General features: G+C 64.5%; 14 protein-coding genes. 8 read left to right on the forward strand and 6 right to left on the reverse strand.

Annotation, left to right across the window (positions count from 1 at the left end; all coding sequences use genetic code 11):
* Positions 1-157: 157 nt before the first annotated feature.
* The 3 genes from XH81_RS24235 to XH81_RS24245 form a co-directional block, all read right to left on the reverse strand.
* Positions 158-1,435: an acyl-CoA dehydrogenase family protein gene (locus XH81_RS24235; RefSeq protein WP_028143270.1), complete on the reverse strand. Its 1,278-nt coding sequence runs from the start codon at positions 1,433-1,435 to the stop codon at positions 158-160.
* A 339-nt stretch (positions 1,436-1,774) separates the two neighbouring features.
* On the reverse strand, positions 1,775-2,155 hold the full coding sequence (locus tag XH81_RS24240; protein WP_028143269.1) for a VOC family protein: 381 nt from the start codon (positions 2,153-2,155) through the stop codon (positions 1,775-1,777).
* 131 nt (positions 2,156-2,286) lie between these two features.
* A complete protein-coding gene (locus XH81_RS24245) occupies positions 2,287-3,066 on the reverse strand; it encodes an SDR family NAD(P)-dependent oxidoreductase (protein WP_028143268.1) in 780 nt (259 codons plus the stop codon).
* A 180-nt stretch (positions 3,067-3,246) separates the two neighbouring features.
* Between XH81_RS24245 and XH81_RS24250 the strand changes: the two genes are divergently transcribed.
* The 3 genes from XH81_RS24250 to XH81_RS24260 are packed head-to-tail and all read left to right on the forward strand — an operon-like array spanning position 3,247 to position 5,399.
* Complete coding sequence (locus XH81_RS24250; protein WP_038947737.1) at positions 3,247-4,035, forward strand: enoyl-CoA hydratase/isomerase; 789 nt, start codon at positions 3,247-3,249, stop codon at positions 4,033-4,035.
* Positions 4,032-5,018, forward strand: coding sequence for a phosphotransferase family protein (locus tag XH81_RS24255; RefSeq protein ID WP_028143267.1), 987 nt, complete (start codon positions 4,032-4,034; stop codon positions 5,016-5,018). Before XH81_RS24250 ends, XH81_RS24255 begins: the two co-directional genes overlap by 4 nt.
* A 3-nt stretch (positions 5,019-5,021) precedes the next feature.
* On the forward strand, positions 5,022-5,399 hold the full coding sequence (locus XH81_RS24260) for a DUF6285 domain-containing protein (RefSeq protein ID WP_028143266.1): 378 nt from the start codon (positions 5,022-5,024) through the stop codon (positions 5,397-5,399).
* 130 nt (positions 5,400-5,529) lie between these two features.
* Here XH81_RS24260 and XH81_RS24265 read toward each other — a convergent pair whose 3' ends face one another.
* Positions 5,530-6,309, reverse strand: coding sequence for an enoyl-CoA hydratase-related protein (locus XH81_RS24265; protein ID WP_038947741.1), 780 nt, complete (start codon positions 6,307-6,309; stop codon positions 5,530-5,532).
* Between the two features lie 213 nt (positions 6,310-6,522).
* On the opposite strand from XH81_RS24265, the gene XH81_RS24270 reads away from it, so the two are divergent.
* Positions 6,523-7,797 (forward strand): acyl-CoA dehydrogenase family protein, encoded by a 1,275-nt coding sequence (locus XH81_RS24270; RefSeq protein WP_097668798.1) that lies wholly within the window; start codon positions 6,523-6,525, stop codon positions 7,795-7,797.
* 165 nt (positions 7,798-7,962) lie between these two features.
* Here the strand turns inward: XH81_RS24270 and XH81_RS24275 are convergent, their stop codons facing one another.
* Positions 7,963-9,540: a fatty acid--CoA ligase gene (locus XH81_RS24275; protein ID WP_097668799.1), complete on the reverse strand. Its 1,578-nt coding sequence runs from the start codon at positions 9,538-9,540 to the stop codon at positions 7,963-7,965.
* A 276-nt stretch (positions 9,541-9,816) separates the two neighbouring features.
* Positions 9,817-10,689, reverse strand: a complete 873-nt coding sequence (locus tag XH81_RS24280; RefSeq protein WP_028143262.1) for an SDR family oxidoreductase — start codon at positions 10,687-10,689, stop codon at positions 9,817-9,819.
* A 116-nt stretch (positions 10,690-10,805) separates the two neighbouring features.
* Here XH81_RS24280 and XH81_RS24285 point away from each other — a divergent pair, with 116 nt between their 5' ends.
* From XH81_RS24285 to XH81_RS24300, 4 genes are all read left to right on the forward strand, one after another.
* Positions 10,806-11,615 (forward strand): crotonase/enoyl-CoA hydratase family protein, encoded by an 810-nt coding sequence (locus XH81_RS24285; protein WP_097668800.1) that lies wholly within the window; start codon positions 10,806-10,808, stop codon positions 11,613-11,615.
* Between the two features lie 157 nt (positions 11,616-11,772).
* Positions 11,773-13,317: an acyl-CoA synthetase gene (locus tag XH81_RS24290; RefSeq protein ID WP_097668823.1), complete on the forward strand. Its 1,545-nt coding sequence runs from the start codon at positions 11,773-11,775 to the stop codon at positions 13,315-13,317.
* Positions 13,318-13,454: 137 nt separating this feature from the next.
* Entirely contained in the window at positions 13,455-14,249 is a 795-nt protein-coding gene (locus XH81_RS24295; RefSeq protein WP_179879944.1) for an enoyl-CoA hydratase/isomerase family protein, read from the forward strand.
* 87 nt (positions 14,250-14,336) lie between these two features.
* A complete protein-coding gene (locus tag XH81_RS24300) occupies positions 14,337-15,428 on the forward strand; it encodes a rhomboid family intramembrane serine protease (RefSeq protein WP_271596391.1) in 1,092 nt (363 codons plus the stop codon).
* Positions 15,429-15,475: the final 47 nt, after the last annotated feature.

Consider the following 15,475-nt stretch of genomic DNA (forward strand, 5'->3'; position numbering starts at 1 on the left):
CCACCCGGGCTGGGCCATTCCTCACGGAACGAGGCCATTCTAATCCGGCGCGCTAATACAAGGGTGGGCAAAGCGAAAGCGTGCCCACGCACTTCTTGCAACAGAGAGATGGTGGGCACGGCGCGCGAAGCGCCTTTGCCCACCCTACGGCATCTGATCACGCCATGCTCAGCTCGTGGCGTCCCACAACCATCCAGTGCACCTCGTCCGGGCCATCCGCAAAGCGCAGATGGCGGACGTCCTGATACATCTCGGCGAGCGGGGTCCAGTGCGAGATGCCGGTAGCGCCGTGCATCTGGATCGCCTGGTCGATGATCTTGCAGGCGCGCTCCGGCACCATGGCCTTGACCATGGAGACCCAGACGCGGGCCTCCTTGTTGCCGAGCACGTCCATCGCCTTGGCCGCCTTCAGCACCATCAGCCGCATCGCCTCGATCTCGCAGCGCGCCTGGGCGATGATCTGCATGTTGCCGCCGAGATGGGCGATCTTCTTGCCGAAGGCTTCGCGGGTGAGGCCACGCTGCACCATCAGATCCAGCGCCTTCTCGGCCTTGCCGATGGTGCGCATGCAGTGATGGATGCGGCCGGGGCCGAGGCGGAGCTGCGAGATCTCGAAGCCGCGGCCTTCGCCGAGCAGCATGTTCTCCTTGGGCACGCGCACATTGTTGAAGCGCATGTGCATGTGGCCGCGCGGGGCGTGGTCCTGCCCGAACACGTACATCGGGCCGAGCACCTCGACGCCGGGCGTGTCGCGCGGCACCAGGATCTGCGACTGCTGCTTGCTCGGCGCCGCGTCCGGATTGGTCTTCACCATCACGATCAGGATCTTGCAGCGGGGATCGCCCACGCCGGAAATGTAATACTTCTCGCCGTTGATGACCCATTCGTCGCCGACGAGCTTTGCAGTCGTCGAGATGTTCTTTGCATCGGAGGAGGCGACGTTCGGCTCGGTCATGACATAGGCCGAGCGAATCTCGCCGTTGAGCAGCGGCTTCAGCCACTTCTCCTTCTGCTCCTTGGTGCCGACGCGCTCCAGCACCTCCATGTTGCCGGTGTCGGGCGCCGAGCAGTTCATGCTCTCGGACGCCAGCGGGCTCTTGCCGAGCTCGGAGGCGATATAGGCGTAATCGAGATTCTTCAGGCCTTGGCCGGTCTCATCGTCGGGCAGGAAGAAGTTCCAGAGGCCCTCCTGCTTGGCCTTGTTCTTGGCCTTTTCCAGCACCTCGAGCTGCTTCGGCGTGAAGCTCCAGCGATCCTCCTTGCCTTCGCCCGCCTTGGCGAACTCGATCGACATCGGTTCGACGGTGTCGCGGATGAACTTCTTGACGTGATCATAGAGCGGCCGGACCTGGTCCGACATCCGGAGGTCGTTGAGCTCGTCGCCGGGGTTGAGGGTGTAGTTGGTGGTGCGGGGAATATAGGTGTGTTTTGTCATTGTTCCTCCCGGGGACGCTGAGATCGTTCTGGTCACGAGAATAGTCGCAGCGCGGCCAAAGTGCGAGCGCGCATTTTTCACGCGCAGCCATGCCACGCGATGGAATATCGCTGGGTCGTTTGAAATGTTGTTTGAATGGCGTGGAGGGCGGCGCTCCCTCGCCGGTGTCGTCCCGGACAAGCGAAGCGCAGATCCGGGACCTCCGCGCGAGCGCTTGGCGCTCGTCGCGATGCCACAGGGAGTGGTTTGGCGATGACTCGGAGTTGAGAGCTTCGTGCCCTCATTTCTCCCTGTGGTTATGGGTCCCGGCTTTCGCCGGGACGACACCGAGTGTGTAGCTCAGCTCGGCATCCGATGCATCGCGCAGATCTTGTTGCCGTCGAGGTCGCGCAAATAGGCGAGATAGAGCTTGCCGCCGGGGCCCTGGCGGATGCCGGGCGGATCCTCGATCGATTTTGCGCCCGCCGCGATCCCGGCTGCATGCCATTTGTCGACCTGCTCCGGTGAATTGCAGGCAAAGCCGATGGTGCCGCCATTCGCGCAAGTCGCCGGCTCGCCGTTGATCGGCTTCGACACCGAGAACACGCCGGTCTTGGTGATGTAGAAGATGCGGTGGCCGTCGACCCTGGCCGGCCGCACTTCGAGCGTGCTCAGCAGGTCGTCGTAGAACGACTTGGCCTTGTCGAGGTCGTTGGTGCCGATCATGATGTGTGAGAACATTTGCCCATTCCCTTCTGCGCTGACAAAACGAGAAGCCGTAGGGTGGGCAAAGCGCAGCGTGCCCACCACGACATTCGAAAATGCTCACGGTGGGCACGGCGCAAGAGCGCCTTCGCCCACCCTGCGAAATCTCAGAACGCCGTATAGCCGCCGTCGATCACGAACGTATCGGCCGTGTGATACGACGACGCCTTGCTCATCAGATAGACCGCGATGCCGCCGAAATCGGATGCCTCGCCGAAGCGCCGCACCGGAATCCGCGGCATCACGTTGGCGACGAATTTTTCGTTGGCCATGAGACCCGACGTCATGTCGCTCTTGATCCAGCCCGGCAGGATCGCATTCGCGGTGACGCCGTGGCGGGCGAGCTCGACGCCGAGCGCGCGCACCAGCGCGTTGATCGCGGCCTTGGTTGCCGCATAATGCTCGTTGCGCGCGGTGCCGAAGATCGAGGCGAGGCTCGAGGTCGCGACCAGCCGGCCGAAGGGATCGCCGGCATTGGCGCGATCGGTCATGTGTCTCGCCGCGGCCTGGAACGCGTGAAACACGCCGTCGAGATTGGTCGCAAACATCCTGCGCCATTCGTCCTCGGTGCGCTCGATGAAGGAGCGCCGGCCGCCGCCGCCGATGCCGGCATTGGCGAAGCAGCCGTCGACCCGGCCGAAAATGTCGAGCGTCGCCTTCATCGCGGCGTTGACCGAGGCCGGATCGGTGACGTCGCAGACGCGGGCATCGACCTTGCCTGATAGCCCCGCCATGCTCGCGGCCGCAGCCTTGTTCTTGTCGGCATTGCGGCCCCAGATCGAGACATTGCAGCCCTGGCCGGCGAGCGCCTGCGCGATGCCGAGGCCGATACCGCCATTACCGCCGGTGATCACGGCGACGCGGCCGGAGAGGTCGAAAAGGTTCATGCCGCGTTTCCTGTTTTTGGGCGAGACATCTTGGGATGCGGCGCATCAGCCGCTGCGCGCAAGATTGCTTGCTATGCTCTGATCACCATGGACAAGACCGCGCCAAAAATCAAATATGCGCCCCGACAAAACGAATTCCGGTCTGCGAAACTGACGCAGGCCGCAACTCACGAGGAAACCATGCAGTTCAAACACGTCACGCTCGATTTCGATGGCTCGGTCGCGGTCCTCAGGCTCGACCATCAGGAGGTGATGAACGCGGTCTCCGTGGATATGCTGGGCGGTCTTGCCGAGGCGCTCGATGCGATCGAGGAGAAGAAGGATGAGGTGCGCTGCGTGGTGCTGACCGGCGCGGGCCGCGCCTTCTGTACCGGCGCCAATCTGCAAGGGCGCAACAACCAGTCGAAGAAGACCAAGGCCGGCCTGACGCTGGAGACCGGCTTTCACCCCTTCCTGCGCCGCATTCGCAATCTGCATTGCCCGATCGTCACCGCGGTCAACGGTCCGGCGGCGGGCGCCGGCATGAGCTTCGCGCTGCTCGGCGACATGATTTTGTGCGCGCGGTCCTCGTACTTCCTGCAGGCTTTCCGCCGCATCGGTCTCGTGCCGGATTGCGGCTCGACCTGGCTGTTGCCGCGCCTCGTCGGCCGGGCGCGCTCGATCGAATTGTCGCTGATGGGCGAGCGGCTGCCGGCCGAGAAGGCGCTGGAATGGGGCCTCGTCAACCGCGTCTATGACGACGGTGTGCTGATGGAGGAGGCGATGAAGCTCGCGCGCGATCTCGCCAGCGGCCCGACGGTGGCGCTGTCGCTGATCCGCAAGCTCTATTGGGACAGCCCCGAAAATTCCTTCGAGGATCAGCTCAACCTCGAATTCCAGTGCCAGCTCCGCGCCGGCGACACCCAGGATTTCCGCGAGGGCGTGGGCGCGTTCCTGGAGAAGCGTCCCGCGCAGTTCAAAGGCAAATGATCGAGACTGAGCTTTCGCGCAGCGTCCAACGCTGGTGCAACGGCGCGACCGGCGCGACCTCTGCGGCCAAACTGTCGGGCGGTGCCAGCCAGGAAACCTGGCGCTTCGACATCACGCATCCCGATGGCGTGATCGGCGCAATCCTGCGCCGCTCGCCGAAGGGGTATGGCGCAGCGCCGACGCGCGCGGCGGGCCTTGCGGCTGAGGCGCAGCTGATGCAGCTCGCTTATGAGGCCGGCGTGCCGTCGCCGCGGGTAATGCATGTGCTCGTGCCGGAAGATGATCTCGGCACCGGCTTCATCATGCAGCGGATCGAGGGCGAGACCATCGCGCGCAAGATTCTTCGCGATGACGAATATGCGGCCGCGCGGCCGCATCTGGCGCGGCAGATCGGCGGCATTCTCGCAGGCCTGCATCGACTGCCAAAGGACAGGCTGCCCGAGCTGCGCAGCAGGTCGGCGACCCAGGAGATTTCCGAGTTCGAGCGCGACTATCACAGCCTGAACTGGCCGAAGCCCGTGTTCGAGCTGGCGCTGCGCTGGCTGCGCGACCACGATCCCGGCCCGTCGACCGAAACCACGCTGGTGCACGGCGATTTCCGCAACGGCAATCTCATCATCGGCCGCGATGGCGTGCGCGCCGTGCTCGACTGGGAGCTCGCCCATCTCGGCGATCCCATGGAGGATCTCGGCTGGGTCTGCGTCAACTCCTGGCGCTTCGGCGAGATCGACAAGCCCGTCGGCGGTTTTGGCACACGCGAGGAGCTGTTTGCGGGCTACCAGGCTGCCGGCCGCAAGGTCGATCCGGTGCGTGTCAAATTCTGGGAAGTGATGGGCACGCTGCGCTGGGGCATCATGTGCGGCGGCATGATGCAGCGCTTTCGCGAGGGACCTGACCATTCCATGGAACGTGCCATGATCGGCCGCCGCGCGAGCGAGACCGAAATCGATCTGTTGCGGCTCTTGGCGCCGCGCGGGAGCTGACGCATGCAGGACGAACCGACCCCGATCGAGCTGACCAAATCGGTCGCCGATTTCTTGCGCAACGACATCACGCCGCTGATCAGCGGTCACCAGGCCTTCAAGCTGCGCGTCGCCATCAACATCCTCGACCTCGTCACGCGACAGCTGACGCGGGAGGAGGGGAGTGATGCTGAGGAAGTGGCGCGCCTGCGCGCGCTGCTGGGCATCGACGGCTCGGTGACCGAACTCAACCACGCGCTCGCCGAGCGCATCGCCAAGGGCGAGGTCGACCTCGCAACGCCGGGCCTTGCCGAGCACCTGTGGGCGACCACGATGGACAAGCTCGCCGTCGATCAGCCGAATTACGCGTCGTACAAGCGTGAGCTGGGGCGGGGCGGGTAGGCGGCGCCCCGTCATTCCGGGGCGTCGCGTAGCGACGAGCCCGGAATCCATTGATCCGCGCGTTCTGCCGCCCGATGGATTCCGGGCTCGCGCCTGTCGGCGCGCCCCGGAATGACCGCGCAAAGCGCGGTCACTTCCCCACCCATTTCGGCGGCCGCTTCTCCGAGAACGCCTTCGGGCCTTCGATGTAGTCCTGCGAGGCCACCATCGCCTTCACCGCCGGATACTCCCGCTGTTCCTCGATCGCCTGCTCCAGCGAGACGCCGAGTCCCTTCTGGATCGCCTGCTTGGACGCGCGGATCGACATCGGCGAGTTCTTGGTGATCATGTCCGCCCAGCGCAGCGCGCCCGACAGCGCTTCGCCCTGCGGCACGACCTCGTTGACGAAGCCGAGCTCAAAACCTTCCTTGGCGCTGACATGGCGCGCGGTGAGGATCATGCCCATGGCGCGCTTCAGCCCGATCTGCCGCGGCAGCCGGTGCAGGCCGCCGGCGAGCGCGGCAAGGCCGACGCGCGGCTCGGGCAGGGCGAAGGTCGCATTCTCCGAGGCGATGATGAGGTCGCACGCCAGCGCGATCTCGAAGCCGCCGCCCATGGCGACGCCGTTCACCGCTGCGATAACAGGCTTGTCGCAGTCGAAGCGCGCGGTGAGGCCGGCAAAGCCGCCCTTGTCCCAGCCGCGCTTGCCCCCCGCCGCCTGCCACTTCAGATCGTTGCCGGCGCAGAACGCCTTGTCGCCGGCGCCGGTGACGATCGCGACCCATTGCTCGGCATCCGCGGAGAAATCGTCGAATACCTTCTGCAGCTCGAAATGCGCGTCGGTGTGCAGCGCGTTGTAGACCTCGGGACGCGACAGTGTGACGATCGTGACCGGCCCCTTGCGTTCCACTCTTGAGAATTTCAGCTCCATCGCGCGCTCCCGCATTTTCTCGTCAAGGAATATTGACCGCATACTACCGCGCGTCGGCGCTGGAGCACCATCGAATTGCGCTGATGCGCCTTGCGCGCGTCACACGCCTCGCTTTGCTTGACTTGCACGCGCTCTTCTCAGCTTAATCGCACGAAGCCGAAACGCGCCTAGCGCCTTAACGCAAAACGATAAAATCAATCCGGGAGAGAACCTGTGGATTTCTCATTGCCTGCCGATCTCGTCGCCTATCTCGCAGAGCTCGATCGTTTCATCGAACGCGAGATCAAGCCGCTGGAAGAGGCCGACGACAACATCCGCTTCTTCGATCATCGCCGCGAATGGGCGCGCACCGATTTCGAGAATGGCGGCCTGCCGCGCCATGAATGGGAGGCGCTGCTGCGCAAGGCCAAGGATCTCGCCGATGCCGCCGGGCATCTCCGCTTTCCGGTATCCAGGCAGTATGGCGGCAAGGACGGCTCCAACCTCTGGATGGCCGTGATCCGCGAGCATTTTGCGGCGAAGGGTCTCGGCCTGCACAACGATCTCCAGAACGAGCACTCCATCGTCGGCAATTTCCCCGTCGTGACCATGCTCGACCGTTACGGCCGCGACGACCAGAAGGCGATGATCGACGGCTCGATCAAGGGCAAGTACCGCATCACTTTTGGCCTGACCGAGCCGCATCACGGCTCGGACGCCACCCACATGGAGACGCGCGCGGTGCCCGCGACCCGCGACAACGTCAAGGGCTGGATCATCAACGGCGAGAAGATGTGGACCACAGGCATGCACGTCGCGACGCACTGCGCGCTGTTTGCGCGCACTGGCGGCAATGACGGCGATGCCCGCGGCATCACCTGCTTCCTGGTTCCGGCCAAGAGCCACGGCGTCAAGGTCGAGGAGTACATGTGGACCTTCAACATGCCGACGGATCATCCGCGCGTCAGCTTCACCGACGTGTTCGTGCCGGAGGACGCGCTGTTCGGCGAGGTCGGCCGCGGCCTGTCGCTGGCGCAGTGCTTTGTCCACCAGAACCGCATCCGTCAGGCTGCGAGCTCGCTCGGCGCGGCGGTCTATTGCATCAACGAGAGTGTAAAGTATGCGCGCGAGCGAAAACCGTTTGGCCGGGCGCTGGCCGAGAACCAGGCGATCCAGTTCCCGCTGGTCGAGCTTGCCACGCAAGCCGAGATGCTGCGCCTTCTGATCCGCAAGACCGCCTGGGAGATGGACCAGCTCACCGAGGAGCAGATCGAGCGCACGCTCTCCGACCGCGTCTCGATGTGCAATTACTGGGCAAACCGCCTCTGCTGCGAATCCGCCGACCGCGCCATGCAGGTCCACGGCGGCATGGGCTATTCACGCCACAAGCCGTTCGAGCACATCTACCGCCACCACCGCCGCTACCGGATCACCGAAGGCAGCGAGGAGATCCAGATGCGGAAGGTCGCGGGATTCCTGTTCGGCTATATGGGGCCGGGGAAGCATTGACTGTTATCGCGCGTTCTCTCTCCGCGAGTCGTCCCCGCGTACGCGGGGACCCATAACCTCAGGGAGAAGTTTGTCGCGAACTGGTAACTCCGAGTCGTCGCCAAACTTCTCCCTGGGGCTATGGGTCCCGGATCTGCGCTTCGCTTGTCCGGGACGACAGCGGGATCAATTCACCCTTCTATCCTTCCCCGCCCAATACGGCTCCCGCAATTGCCGCCGCAAAATCTTGCCGCTCGGATTCCTCGGCAGCGCCGGAAAGAACTCCACGCTCTTCGGCGTCTTGTAGCCGGCGATGCGCGTCCGGGTGAAGTTGATGATGTCGGTGGCGCTCGCCTGTTTGCCGGGCTTCATCACGACAACCGCTTTCACCGCCTCGCCCCATTTGTCGTCGGGCACGCCGATCACCGCGGCTTCGGCGACGTCGGGATGATCGCACAGCGCGCTCTCGACCTCGGCGGGGTAGATGTTCTCGCCGCCGGAGATGATCATGTCCTTGATGCGGTCGTGGATGTAGAGATAGCCGTCCTCGTCCATATAGCCGGCATCACCGGTGCGCAGCCAGCCGTCGCTGCGCAGCGTCGACGCCGTCGCCTCCGGCAAATTCCAGTAGCCCGCCATGTTGGAGCCCGAGCGCGTCGCGATCTCGCCGACCTCTCGTGGCGGCAACGGCTTGCCGTCGACGTCGAGGATCGCAAGCTCGATACCCGGCAGCGCCTTGCCGGCCGAGCGCATCCGCTCCAGCCCCTCGACGTGATCCTCCGGCGGCAGCGCGACGATGGTGCCGGTGGTTTCGGTCATCCCATACAGCTGCACGAAGCCGCATTTGAAGACCTCGATGCACTCCTTCAGCAACGCCGCCGGTATCGGTGAGGCGCCATAGAGCATGTATTTCAATCGTGAAAAGTCCACCGTCCTGGCGCGCGGCTGCCGCACCACGAACTGCATCGCCGCCGGCACCATGAACAGTTTTGTGATGCCTGATAGTTCGAAGAAATCCAAAACCTTGGTCGGATCGAACTCGCGCGCGATCACGCCGCGGGCGCCGTGATAGAGGCCCATCACGCCCCAGCCGGAGCCGCCGATGTGGAAGACCGGCATGGCCACCAGCGAGACGTCGTCGGTCGACCACCGGTTCCATTCCGGCTTGTCCTCGGCATTACCTGATTGCACGAGGTTGAGGAAGTTGGCGTGGCTCAGCATCGCGCCCTTCGGCTTGCCCGTGGTGCCGGACGTGTAGAGCTGGATCGCGATGTCTTTCGTGTCGATCGGCACCCCGGGATCGTCGCCGCTCTGCGCATCCCGCCACGCCGCAAAGTCCTGCCATTCCGGCGCGCCGCCTTCGGTGGTGATAACCGTGCGCACGCCCGGCAGCTGATCCCTGATCTGGCGGACCTGCGTGATGAACTCCGGCCCGACGAACAGCACCGCGGCTTTGCAATCTTCGACGATGAAGGCGACCTCGGGCCCCGCGAGCCGCCAGTTCACCGGCGCCGTCACCACGCCGGCCTTCATCGCGCCCATCAGCAGCTCGAAATAGAGGTCGCTGTTCTTGCCGAGATAGGCGATGCGGTCACCCTTCTTCACGCCCATCGCAATCAGCGCGTTGGCGACCTTGTTGGTCCTCGCGTCGAATTCGGCAAAGCTGGTGAGGCGGCCCTCGAACTCGTAGGCGATGGCGTTGCCGCGGCTCTTGGCGCGTTCGCGCACCATGTCGGCAAGAGTTGCCAATGGCTGTGTGGACATGTTTCTCCCGTGGCGTCTTGTTCTTATGCCCGGGAGTGTGGCGTCATCCGCGGGGGAAGACAAGGTGGCCCCGTTGTCGTCCCGGACAAGCGCGCCCCAAGCGCGCGCAGATCCGGGACCCATACGCCGCAGCAAGGATTTGGCGAAGACTCGGAGTGACCAGCCTCGCCTCGCACCTCTCCCTGTGGTTATGGGTCCCCGCCTTCGCGGTGACGACAGTTGAGGGTGAGGGTAGAGCGTCAGCCCCTTACACCCCCACCCCGTTGCAACGCGACATCACCCCCGCTTCGCCCGGTCCTTCTCGTTCTGCGCCATGATGCTCTCGCGCGCGGTTTTCCAGTCGTCGTCGCTCCAGTCGCGGAGCTGGTAGAAATTGCCGCCCATCGCCAGCGCCTGCGCGCCGTCCATGGCGATGGTCTCGCCGTTGATCCAGTCGCAGCCGCCGGAGATCAGGAACACGGCGACGTTCTGCAGTTCCTCCATGGTGCCGACGCGGCCCATCGGGTTCATCGCCTTGGTGCGCGCGCCGGCCTCGTCGCCGGGCTTGATGCGCTTGCTCATGCCCTCGGTCGGGATTTCGCCGGGCGCGATGGTGTTGAGGCGGATGCCGTAGCGGCCCCATTCGGCGGCGAGCGACATCGTCATGGCATGGATCGCCGACTTGCTCATCGCCGACGGCACCACGTAAGGCGAGCCGTTGCGCACCCAGGTCGTGGTGATCGAGACCACGTTTCCGGGCCGCTTCAGGGCGATCCAGCGCTTGCCGATCGCCTGCGTCACGTAGAACGTGCCGTGCATGACGATGTTGGCGACGGCGTCGAAGCCGCGCGGCGACAGTTCCTCGCTGCGCGAGATGAAATTGCCGGCGGCGTTGTTGATGAGGTCGGTCAGCGGCGCGTCGCGGAAGATGGTCTCCACCATCTCCTCGACCGCGAGCGCGTTGCGGATGTCGACGCCGTGGCTGGTGACGCGGCCGCCATACAGATCCATCAGCTCGGTCGCGGTCTCGTCGCACACGATCTTGCGCCGGCCGCAGATGTGCACCTCGGCGCCGAGCTGGAGGAAGCGCGCCGCCATCGCCTTGCCGAGACCTGTGCCACCGCCGGTCACGAGAATGCGCCGTCCAGCGAGAAGATTTTCCTTGAACATGGCTGTTTCTCCCGTACGGATTGTCAGTTAATTGGTCGATTGACTAAATCCGGCCGCCAGCGTCCTGTAAAGCGGCACTGAACAAGAACAGGCAAGAACTAAGGGAGAATTCATCCATGGAAGAGCGCGTCTCGATCTCGATCTCGGAAGGCGTCGCCGACGTGCGCCTGGTGCGTGCGGACAAGATGAACGCGCTGGATCAGGCCATGTTCGAGGCGCTTGTCGCCGCAACGGACCGGCTTTCGAAGGACAAGAGCGTGCGCGTCGTCGTGCTCTCAGGCGAAGGCCGCGCGTTCTGCGCCGGGCTCGACATGGGGCGTTTTGCCGCCATGAAGGAGAAGGGCGGCAACGGAATTCCGGGTGGCGAAAATCGCGATCTCACCAAGCGCACGCACGGCCAGGCGAACTTCCCGCAACAGGCGGTGTGGGGCTGGCGCCAGCTTCCGGTTCCCGTGATCGCGGCCGTGCACGGCGTCGCCTTCGGCGGCGGCTTCCAGCTCTCGCTCGGCGCCGACATGCGCTTCCTCTCGGCGGATGCGCGGATGTCGATCATGGAGATCAAATGGGGCCTCGTGCCTGACATGGCGGGCACGCCGATCCTCGCAAGCCTCGTGCGCGACGACATCCTGCGCGATCTCACCTACACCGGTCGCATCTTCTCTGCGCAGGAGGCGATGGCTTATGGCCTCGCCACGCGCATCTGCGACGACCCGCGCGCCGCGGCGCTGGGGACCGCACGCGAGATCGCCGGCAAGAGCCCCGATGCGATCCGCGCGGCAAAACGTCTGCTCAATAATCTCTCGGTCGATCCGGGCCCGGCGCTGCTGGCGGAGTCGGTCGAGCAGCAGAAGCTGATCGGCACCGCGAACCAGACCGAGGCGGTGCGCTCCAATCTGGAGAAGCGCGCGGCGAAGTATGCGGATTAGCTTTCTGTCATTCCGGGGCGATGCGAAGCATCGAGCCCGGAATCCATAACCACGATCGGGAGTATGGATTCCGGGCTCGCGCCAAGAGGCGCGCCCCGGAATGACGATCGTGGTTGGTTCGATGCCCTTCAACCCGACGAAAGATCGGAAAACAACAATGAGCGAAACGCCCCAATTCCTCGGCATCGTCTCCGGCGAGCGCCGCCGAACCCACACTGAGGTCGCCAACCGCGCCGACCGCATCGCCTCGGGCCTCGCCAAGATCGGCGTCCGCCAAGGCGATTGCGTCTGCATGCTGATGCGCAACGACATCGCCTTCCTGGAGGCCGCCTACGCCGCGATGCGGCTCGGGGCCTATGGCGTTCCGATCAACTGGCACTTCAAGCCGGAGGAGATCAACTACATCCTTGATGACACCGGCACGTCCGTCCTGATCGGACATGCCGACATGCTGCACGCCTTGCGCGATGCGATCCCTGAGGGCGTCACCGTGCTCAGCGTGCCGACGCCGCCGGAGATCCTGTCCAGCTACAAGATCGATCCCGATCATCTGAAGACGCCGGACTTCGCCATCGATTTCGAATCCTGGCTTGCGCAGTTCCAGCCCTATGATGGCCCGGTCGTGCCGCAGCCCATGAACATGATCTACACCTCGGGCACCACAGGCCACCCCAAGGGCGTGCGGCGCAACGCGCCGACGCCGGAGCAGCAGGCCGCCGGCGAGCGCATGCGCGCGATGATCTACGGGCTCAAGCCCGGCGCCCGCGCGATCCTGCCGGGGCCGCTCTATCACTCCGCGCCGAATTCCTTCGGCATCCGCGCCGGCAAGCTCGGCGGCGCGCTGGTGCTGATGCCGCGCTTCGAGGCCGAGGAATTCCTCGAACTGATCGAGCACTACAGAATCGACACGATCTTCATGGTGCCGACCATGTTCATCCGCCTGATGAAGCTGCCGGAGGCGGTGCGCAGGAAGTACGATGTCTCTTCCTTGCGCCACGTCATCCATGCCGCCGCGCCCTGTCCGGCCGACGTCAAGCGCGCCATGATCGAATGGTGGGGGCCGGTGATCTACGAATTCTACGGCTCGACCGAATCCAGCGCGGTGACGTTCGCGACCTCCGAGGACGCGCTGAAGAAGCCCGGTACCGTCGGCAAAATCTCGCCCGGCGCCGAGCTGCGCTTCCTTGGTGAGGACGGAAGCGTGCTCGGCGTCGGCGAGATCGGTGAGATCTATTCGCGCATGACCAATCTCGCCGATTTCACCTACCACAACAAACCGGAGAAGCGCGCCGAGATCGACCGCGACGGCTTCATCACCTCGGGCGACGTCGGCTATATCGACGCGGACGGCTACGTCTTCATCTGCGACCGCAAGCGCGACATGGTGATCTCGGGCGGCGTCAACATCTACCCCGCCGAGATCGAGTCCGTGCTGCACGCCGTATCAGGCGTGCATGATTGCGCCGTGTTCGGCATCCCCGATGCCGAGTTCGGCGAGGCGCTGATGGCGGTGGTGGAGCCGCAAGCCGGCGTCACGCTGGATGCTGCAGGTGTTCGCGCCGCGCTGAAGGCGCATCTTGCCGACTACAAGGTGCCCAAGCACATCGAGATCCGCACCGGCCTGCCGCGCGAGGATTCCGGCAAGATCTTCAAGCGCCGCCTGCGCGATCCCTATTGGGAGCAGGCGGGGCGGAAGATCTGACAATTCGACGAGGACCCGTAGGGTGGGCAAAGCGGAGCGTGCCCACCATCTCGATCAGAATACGTTGGCAGATCGTGGGCACGGCGCAGGCGCGCCTTTGCCCACCCTACGAGATCAGGGACGAGGAAACATTTGTCATGACCGATGCCGCGAACGAAGTCCTCTACGAAGTCGCCGATCACATCGCGACCATCACGCTGAACGCGCCGGAGCGCATGAACACGATCTCCGGCCCGATGCTCAACGATCTGGCGCGGCTCCTGACCGAAGCCAACGAGGACAAGGACGTCCGCGTCGTGATCCTCACCGGCAAGGGCAGGGCGTTCTGCGCCGGCCTCGACTTGCGCAAGGAGCGTGACGGCAACGGCCTCAGCGCGGCGTCCTCGCCGACCACGATCAACCTGCGCAACACGCCGCCGACGGTGCTGCAGGCGATGGACAAGCCGACCATCTGCGCCGTCAACGGCGGCGCCGCCGGCTACGGCATGGACACCGCGCTCGGCTGCGACATCCGCATCATGGCGGAATCCGCCAAGCTCGCCGCCGCCTTCGTCAAGCGCGGCGTGGTGCCGGAATCCGGCGGCACCTGGCTATTGCCGCGCATGCTCGGCTGGGCCAAGGCTTCAGAGCTCATCTTCACCGGCCGCACGCTCGGCGCGCGCGAGTGCCTGGAATGGGGCCTCGCCAACGAGGTCGTGCCGGGTGCCGAATTGATGAGCCGCGCCACGGCGGTCGCCCGCGAGATCGCCGCCAACGCGCCGCTCGCGGTGCAGGCCTCCAAGCGCATGATGCGGATGGGCCTCAACGAGAATTTCCACGACCATGTCCACCACGTCTATCTCCAGTTCCTGCCGCTGTTCAAAACCCAGGACATGGCCGAGGGCATGAAGGCCTTCATGGAGAAGCGCGAGCCCAAATTCGAGGGGCGGTAGCCGGGGCCGTCTGGTACGCGTTGGAGTAGCAATCATCGAGCGGCTCGGCTAGATTGGCGTTCCCACGCCAATCCCCTGCGATCGTCCATGCCCTCATACCGTGCCAGTCCTGGCTTTTTCGAAGTCCCCCATGCCGCCGTCTATACGCTGATGACGGTGACGGTCCTCGCGTCGGGTTTCTGCTTCATCCAGGCGGGTGGTCCGGCGGCGCCGGCGGAGTTGCTGTATCGCTACGGCAGCATGTATGCGACCGCGATCGCGCGGCACGAATATTGGCGCCTCGTCGCCTATGGCTTCTTGCACGTCAATTTCATCCACCTCACCATGAACATGTTGTGCCTGGTGCTGTGGGGCGCCCATCTCGAGCGGCGGGTCGGGCCGGCCTATTTCCTCCTCATCTATCTCTGCGCGATGGTGTTCGGTGCCGTCATCGGCAACGGTATCCATTCCACGCCCTATTTGACGGTCGGCGCGTCCGGTGCCACGTCGGGCATCCTGGGCGCGCTGCTCTGCCTGTGGATCCTCGGCAAGCTCGAGGTCGGGTTCGACTTCTTCGCGATCAATATCGGATTGAACGTCGCGTTTGCGCTCGGCAATTCGCGGATCGACTGGGGCGTGCATCTCGGTGGTTTTGCGGCCGGGCTGATCGCCTGCGCAGTGCTGGACCTGATCGAGAAAGCGAATGTGTGGGTGCTTCGCTGCAAATTTCCCGAAGCCGTGAAGGTCAATCTGACACTGCTCGGGTGCGTCGTTGCGCTGTGGGCCTGGAGCGGTCAGGCCCAGGCGATCGCAGCCGGGGGTTCTGGATGGGTCCCGGCTCTCGTCGCCGTGGCCGCGTATTGCGCTGTCGTGAAGACGATTGATCTCGCACTCTCCGTCAGGAAGGGCCTTGCGATCGTCGTGGCGATTTTGGCCGGTGTGAACGCGGCCGCCGTGATGCTGTCCGGTTGGGCCCTGGCATCGTCTTGCAGCCCGCGCCGGCCCACCGGCTCCGTTCCGCTCGACAACTTACTCGCCACATTCTGCCCTAGTCCTGTTGTCATCTCGGGGCTGGCCGCGATCGGCGCCGCCGCGCTGACGCATTGGCTCTGCTCAAAGGAGATCTCGCGCGGGATCGAGGATGTTGGGTTTGTCGGCACATCGCTGCGCGCCGAACGCAGCCGGCGTCACGGATTATGAGCTTGGAGGGGAGCGGAAATCGGGGCCGTCTTAGCAGAGACAGATTT

Origin of the sequence: Bradyrhizobium sp. CCBAU 25360 (assembly GCF_028128695.1) — a bacterium.
GTDB classification, from domain to species: domain Bacteria; phylum Pseudomonadota; class Alphaproteobacteria; order Rhizobiales; family Xanthobacteraceae; genus Bradyrhizobium; species Bradyrhizobium ottawaense.

What these genes read in the sequence shown, in the direction of transcription:
- XH81_RS24235 (WP_028143270.1), bottom strand. Translation starts at nt 1,435, where the DNA reads ATGACAAAACACACCTATATTCCCCGCACCACCAACTACACCCTCAAC.
- XH81_RS24240 (WP_028143269.1), bottom strand. Translation starts at nt 2,155, where the DNA reads ATGTTCTCACACATCATGATCGGCACCAACGACCTCGACAAGGCCAAG.
- XH81_RS24245 (WP_028143268.1), bottom strand. Translation starts at nt 3,066, where the DNA reads ATGAACCTTTTCGACCTCTCCGGCCGCGTCGCCGTGATCACCGGCGGT.
- XH81_RS24250 (WP_038947737.1), top strand. Translation starts at nt 3,247, where the DNA reads ATGCAGTTCAAACACGTCACGCTCGATTTCGATGGCTCGGTCGCGGTC.
- XH81_RS24255 (WP_028143267.1), top strand. Translation starts at nt 4,032, where the DNA reads ATGATCGAGACTGAGCTTTCGCGCAGCGTCCAACGCTGGTGCAACGGC.
- XH81_RS24260 (WP_028143266.1), top strand. Translation starts at nt 5,022, where the DNA reads ATGCAGGACGAACCGACCCCGATCGAGCTGACCAAATCGGTCGCCGAT.
- XH81_RS24265 (WP_038947741.1), bottom strand. Translation starts at nt 6,309, where the DNA reads ATGGAGCTGAAATTCTCAAGAGTGGAACGCAAGGGGCCGGTCACGATC.
- XH81_RS24275 (WP_097668799.1), bottom strand. Translation starts at nt 9,540, where the DNA reads ATGTCCACACAGCCATTGGCAACTCTTGCCGACATGGTGCGCGAACGC.
- XH81_RS24280 (WP_028143262.1), bottom strand. Translation starts at nt 10,689, where the DNA reads ATGTTCAAGGAAAATCTTCTCGCTGGACGGCGCATTCTCGTGACCGGC.
- XH81_RS24285 (WP_097668800.1), top strand. Translation starts at nt 10,806, where the DNA reads ATGGAAGAGCGCGTCTCGATCTCGATCTCGGAAGGCGTCGCCGACGTG.
- XH81_RS24290 (WP_097668823.1), top strand. Translation starts at nt 11,773, where the DNA reads ATGAGCGAAACGCCCCAATTCCTCGGCATCGTCTCCGGCGAGCGCCGC.
- XH81_RS24295 (WP_179879944.1), top strand. Translation starts at nt 13,455, where the DNA reads ATGACCGATGCCGCGAACGAAGTCCTCTACGAAGTCGCCGATCACATC.
- XH81_RS24300 (WP_271596391.1), top strand. Translation starts at nt 14,337, where the DNA reads ATGCCCTCATACCGTGCCAGTCCTGGCTTTTTCGAAGTCCCCCATGCC.